At 44.7% G+C, this 4,222-nt stretch carries 6 protein-coding genes and 1 pseudogene; 2 read left to right on the top strand and 5 right to left on the bottom strand.

Going from position 1 to position 4,222, the window contains the following annotated elements; all coding sequences use genetic code 11:
* From O9295_RS02165 to pyrH, 3 genes and pseudogenes are all read right to left on the bottom strand, one after another.
* Window positions 1–281 (bottom strand): annotated as a pseudogene (locus tag O9295_RS02165) (IS1 family transposase); the annotation flags it as partial.
* 468 nt (window positions 282–749) lie between these two features.
* The gene (gene frr, locus O9295_RS02160; protein ID WP_228021067.1) at window positions 750–1,271 is read right to left on the bottom strand and encodes a ribosome recycling factor; all 522 of its coding nucleotides are present in this window, start codon (window positions 1,269–1,271) and stop codon (window positions 750–752) included.
* Between the two features lie 13 nt (window positions 1,272–1,284).
* Window positions 1,285–2,007, bottom strand: a complete 723-nt coding sequence (pyrH, locus tag O9295_RS02155; protein WP_002800489.1) for a UMP kinase — start codon at window positions 2,005–2,007, stop codon at window positions 1,285–1,287.
* Window positions 2,008–2,316: 309 nt separating this feature from the next.
* On the opposite strand from pyrH, the gene O9295_RS02150 reads away from it, so the two are divergent.
* The gene (locus O9295_RS02150; protein WP_287694650.1) at window positions 2,317–2,898 is read left to right on the top strand and encodes an FHA domain-containing protein; all 582 of its coding nucleotides are present in this window, start codon (window positions 2,317–2,319) and stop codon (window positions 2,896–2,898) included.
* A 221-nt stretch (window positions 2,899–3,119) separates the two neighbouring features.
* Here the strand turns inward: O9295_RS02150 and aroQ are convergent, their stop codons facing one another.
* Together aroQ and O9295_RS02140 are read right to left on the bottom strand one after the other, a co-directional pair.
* Entirely contained in the window at window positions 3,120–3,575 is a 456-nt protein-coding gene (aroQ, locus tag O9295_RS02145) for a type II 3-dehydroquinate dehydratase (RefSeq protein ID WP_288031309.1), read from the bottom strand.
* A gap of 41 nt (window positions 3,576–3,616) precedes the next feature.
* Complete coding sequence (locus O9295_RS02140; RefSeq protein WP_288031306.1) at window positions 3,617–3,751, bottom strand: hypothetical protein; 135 nt, start codon at window positions 3,749–3,751, stop codon at window positions 3,617–3,619.
* A 91-nt stretch (window positions 3,752–3,842) separates the two neighbouring features.
* On the opposite strand from O9295_RS02140, the gene O9295_RS02135 reads away from it, so the two are divergent.
* On the top strand, window positions 3,843–4,222 hold a 380-nt coding region (locus O9295_RS02135), incomplete at its 3' end, for an RNA-guided endonuclease InsQ/TnpB family protein (RefSeq protein WP_288031305.1).

Genomic DNA, 4,222 nt, shown 5'->3' with positions numbered 1-4,222 from the left:
CATGGATAAAATACCAAAGGGTTCCCCAACGTGATTCTCCATTTTTTTAGAGAAAGATAGACTCTCTCTCACCAGCCGAGAAATCCTTTGTCGAAAGGTATTATTTAATCTTTCAATAGGATTAGTTTGACCAGTTTCTTTTCCGAGCGGTCGATGACGTTTACTAGGAATTACTGTCTTATAGGACTCCCAAAAGTCTGTGTAAACAACAGCATATTGTCGGTAAACACTGGGTAAACTGGCCCCAAAGTTTTTTGGGCTGATTGACGACTCCTATCTCCGCGCATAGCAACCAATAATACTAAATCCGTTGAGCATAATGCTACTTATAAGGACAGGCAAAAGGGGGGGATAAATAATCAGTTTTTAATAACCGTATTTAGTATAATACCCGTCCTAATGATGCTTTAAAACTGCCTCAATTTTAACAATTATTACCAGAAAAAAATTCTTGTTTAGTGATTCCTCATGATCTAAAATGTACGGCTATTATGATCAATCAACTAGCAGAAAGAAGAAATTTTCTCAAGTAATGGCAGAGATGGTTAATTACCCTTGCCCCCAAGGCGGGGGTGGGAGAGGGGGAGTAGGATGCCTGCCACGAATAAAGAAAATGGTAGAACCTGAGATGCCGCGATACGGAAAGACTTCACCCCCAAACCTTCTCACTCCCCTATACCTTTTAAATAGGGATAAAAAGCTAAATAGAACAGACAAAAAGCCTGTTCTATCCATGAGGAGAAAAAAACTTAAACGGTCATGATATCTTTTTCTTTTGTCGTTAATAAATCCTCGATTTTGGCGATAAATTTATCGGTGGATTTCTGCACTTGATCCTGTAAATCCCTGGATTCATCCTCAGAAATTTCGTGACCTTTTTCCCGTTTACGGATAGCATCGATCGCATCCCGGCGAATATTGCGGATAGCCACCTTTCCTTCTTCGGCCAATTTCGCCGCTAATTTGACCAATTCCTTGCGGCGATCGCTAGTGAGGGGAGGGATATTCAAACGAATGGTCTGACCGTCATTACTGGGGGTTAAACCCACGTCCGAGAGAGAAATCGCCTTTTCGATCGCCCCCATACTGGTACGATCGAAGGGTTGAATCGCGATCGTGGTCGCGTCGGGAGTGCTAATGGTCGCTAGGGACTTGAGGGGAGTTTCCATGCCATAATACTCCACCACGATCCGATCTAAAAGAGAAGCATTTGCCCGGCCGGTACGAATCGTATTAAAAGCTCTCTGGGTTGATTCGACGGTTTTCTGCATCTGGTCTTGAACTTCAGCTAACTTCACAGAATCCTCCTACCAATGTTCCAACGGGTTCACCTTTGACAGCGCGAACAATATTACCTGTCACCGACAGATCGAAAACGACTATCGGGATATTATTTTCCTTGCACAGAGCGATCGCAGTTCCGTCCATCACCCGCAGATCATGAGTCAGCACATGACCGTAGGTAAGACTTTGAAAGCGTCGCGCGTTAGGGTTATGGGAGGGATCGGAATCATAAACTCCATCCACTTTCGTCGCTTTAAACACCACTTCCGCGTCGATTTCGGCAGCGCGCAGGGCCGCCGTGGTATCGGTGGTAAAGAAAGGATTACCCGATCCCGCACCGAAAACCACCACCCGACCTTTTTCCAGATGACGGATTGCTCGCCGGCGGATGTAGGGTTCAGCTAATTCCTGCATGGCAATCGCCGTTAATACCCTAGTCGGTACTTGCGCTCGTTCTAGGGCATCCTGCAAGGTCATAGCGTTCATGACTGTTGCTATCATACCAATATAATCGGCCGTGGCCCGATCCATGCCGGCCGAGGCGGCTTTCACCCCGCGAAAAATATTGCCCCCACCGACCACGATCGCCAATTGGATGCCTTGAGCAACCACTTCGGAGATTTCCTGGGCGATAGCGGAAACCACCATCGGGTCGATCCCATAGCCGAGATTGCCCATCAAAGCCTCCCCACTCAGTTTTAATAATACCCGCTTGTACGCCATGCCCTTACTACCACTCGCTAAAACAAGATCTAGATAATTTTTGTCTCCCCATAAGATAGCAGGTTTTGGCCTTGATTTAAGCTGACCAGTTCACTCTCCCAGAGGGACGAGAAGTTAAACTTAATAAATCTTTTCGTTGGGAAATTGGTATTTAGTGATACCTTTGTTATTAAGGGAAGCTTAAGTCCCTAGGCAAAATTAATTACACATATCTCACTATCTCTTGTCTTTTGCCTTTTGCATGACTGCCTATCCTAACCAAGAAATTAATTTTGCACGACTACTTAGTTTTATAGAGAATTAATAACCGTGGTCAGCGATCGATTACTATTGGTCAACAAAAGCAATCAAGGGGCCGCTCACATCGATACCTTTGATTGGGTGTATGGGTTTCAGGATGGAACTCGTCTGATGGGAAGGGTTTGCGGTTACTTAGATCCCGATAGTAATCGTCTTCTCGATCCCGAAAACTGCAGCGCTATCTACCAGAATGCCCAGGGACAAGTCCTTAGTCGTTGGCAAGCTGGAGATTTTATCGCTTTTGAACTAACCACCACCGGGGAAGCTCTCTTGATCGTGGCTTCTAATGATAATTGTGTCAGTAATAGTCTCTGTTTGGTTTCGGGCATTAGTCGCAGCTGCGCCCAAGTTAGCGATGAAGGAAAATCCCTCGTCCGGGAGGTTTTTCAATACCCTGCTTGGTCTTTCCAGGGCGATAATAGCACTTCTAAGCCGGCTTTCAGTTGGAATTGTTCCGTATCTCCCTTTTTCCCCTTTGTTTCCCTGCGTTTTAATCTTCAGTCCACCAGCAGCAAAAAATTCTATCGTTGGACGGTTTCCCCCTATTTTCCCTTTTGTCCCCTCTTAGAAGTGGGAGAATCCCTTGCCTAATTAGGGTTTGCGGCAAAAAGTTTTTCGGTGGGGGCAGGGTGTAGGGTGTAGGGTGTAGGGTGTAGGGTTTTAGAGATTTTGAGGGGGTCAATTACCTAATTTTCAGGGAAAAAGTCCCGGAATTTTCCACCCGATCACTCCGGGATACGGTACTTTTTGGTTTCCAAAAAGTCTAAAAGTCTTACCCAACAAGGTTTTTAGATTTATTGAGCAAGCCCTAATTAGCCTTCTCTATTCTTTTGCAAATAATCGACTAATGCCCATAATCCTAGGCGATAACTTTCGGCCCCAAAACCGCTAATCTGTCCGATGGCTATATCGGCAATGTAGGAATGATGACGAAAAGACTCGCGTTTGTAAATATTGCTTAAGTGTACTTCCACACAGGCCATTTTTGTGCCTAATAGTGCGTCGCGGATGGCGATACTGGTGTGAGTATAAGCTCCCGCATTAATCAAAATACCGTCCTGCTGACCCCATGCTTGCTGAATCCAGTCCACTAATTGCCCTTCCTGATTGGACTGGTGTGCGGTTAAATTCACCCCTAAACGGGTAGCTTCTTCGTTTAAAAACCGGTTAATCGCCTCTAAATTGACGTTACCGTAGAGATTCGGCTCTCTTTTCCCCAATAGGTTTAAATTCGGCCCGTGCAGAACCAGAATGCTTAGTTTATTCACAAATGTCCTCCCTATCACCACGAGAATTAATCTTATCTCGATCAGGGACTATTGCCGATCAACAAAATTTTTGCCGCTACGGTAATCACCGCACCAATAGTAGCACTGAGCGCACCGACGATGATCGGCAGAATGAGACCTCGGAATCCCTGGAGGTCGGAAATAGCTTTAATCATCGGAAATTTTGGGTCTGAAACCCCGTCGTTCTACGACGGCTTTACTGTTAAATATTAGCACATTTACGAAATATATGCTAAAACGTGAGGTATGGAAAAAGCCTATTCGTTTCGATTTTACCCCACACCAGAACAAGAGTCGCTATTGCGGCGCACATTGGGCTGTGTAAGATTAGTTTACAATAAAGCTCTCCACGAACGAACACAAGCATGGTACGAAAGACAAGAAAGAGTAGGATATACTGAAACTTCTTCAATGTTGACCGAGTGGAAAAAGCAAGAAGAATTAGACTTTCTCAATGAGGTAAGCTGTGTACCCTTACAACAAGGGTTAAGACACCTACAAACAGCTTTTACCAATTTCTTTGCTGGTCGTACTAAGTATCCTAACTTTAAGAAAAAACATCAGGGAGGAAGTGCCGAATTTACCAAATCAGCCTTTAAATTTAAAGACAAACAAATCTATTTAGC

The sequence above is a fragment of the Microcystis sp. LE18-22.4A genome (genome assembly GCF_027531105.1).
Lineage (GTDB): Bacteria > Cyanobacteriota > Cyanobacteriia > Cyanobacteriales > Microcystaceae > Microcystis > Microcystis aeruginosa.
This window is presented reverse-complemented; position numbering and strand designations above follow the sequence as displayed.

What these genes read in the sequence shown, in the direction of transcription:
- frr (WP_228021067.1), bottom strand. Translation starts at nt 1,271, where the DNA reads ATGCAGAAAACCGTCGAATCAACCCAGAGAGCTTTTAATACGATTCGT.
- pyrH (WP_002800489.1), bottom strand. Translation starts at nt 2,007, where the DNA reads ATGGCGTACAAGCGGGTATTATTAAAACTGAGTGGGGAGGCTTTGATG.
- O9295_RS02140 (WP_288031306.1), bottom strand. Translation starts at nt 3,751, where the DNA reads ATGATTAAAGCTATTTCCGACCTCCAGGGATTCCGAGGTCTCATTCTG.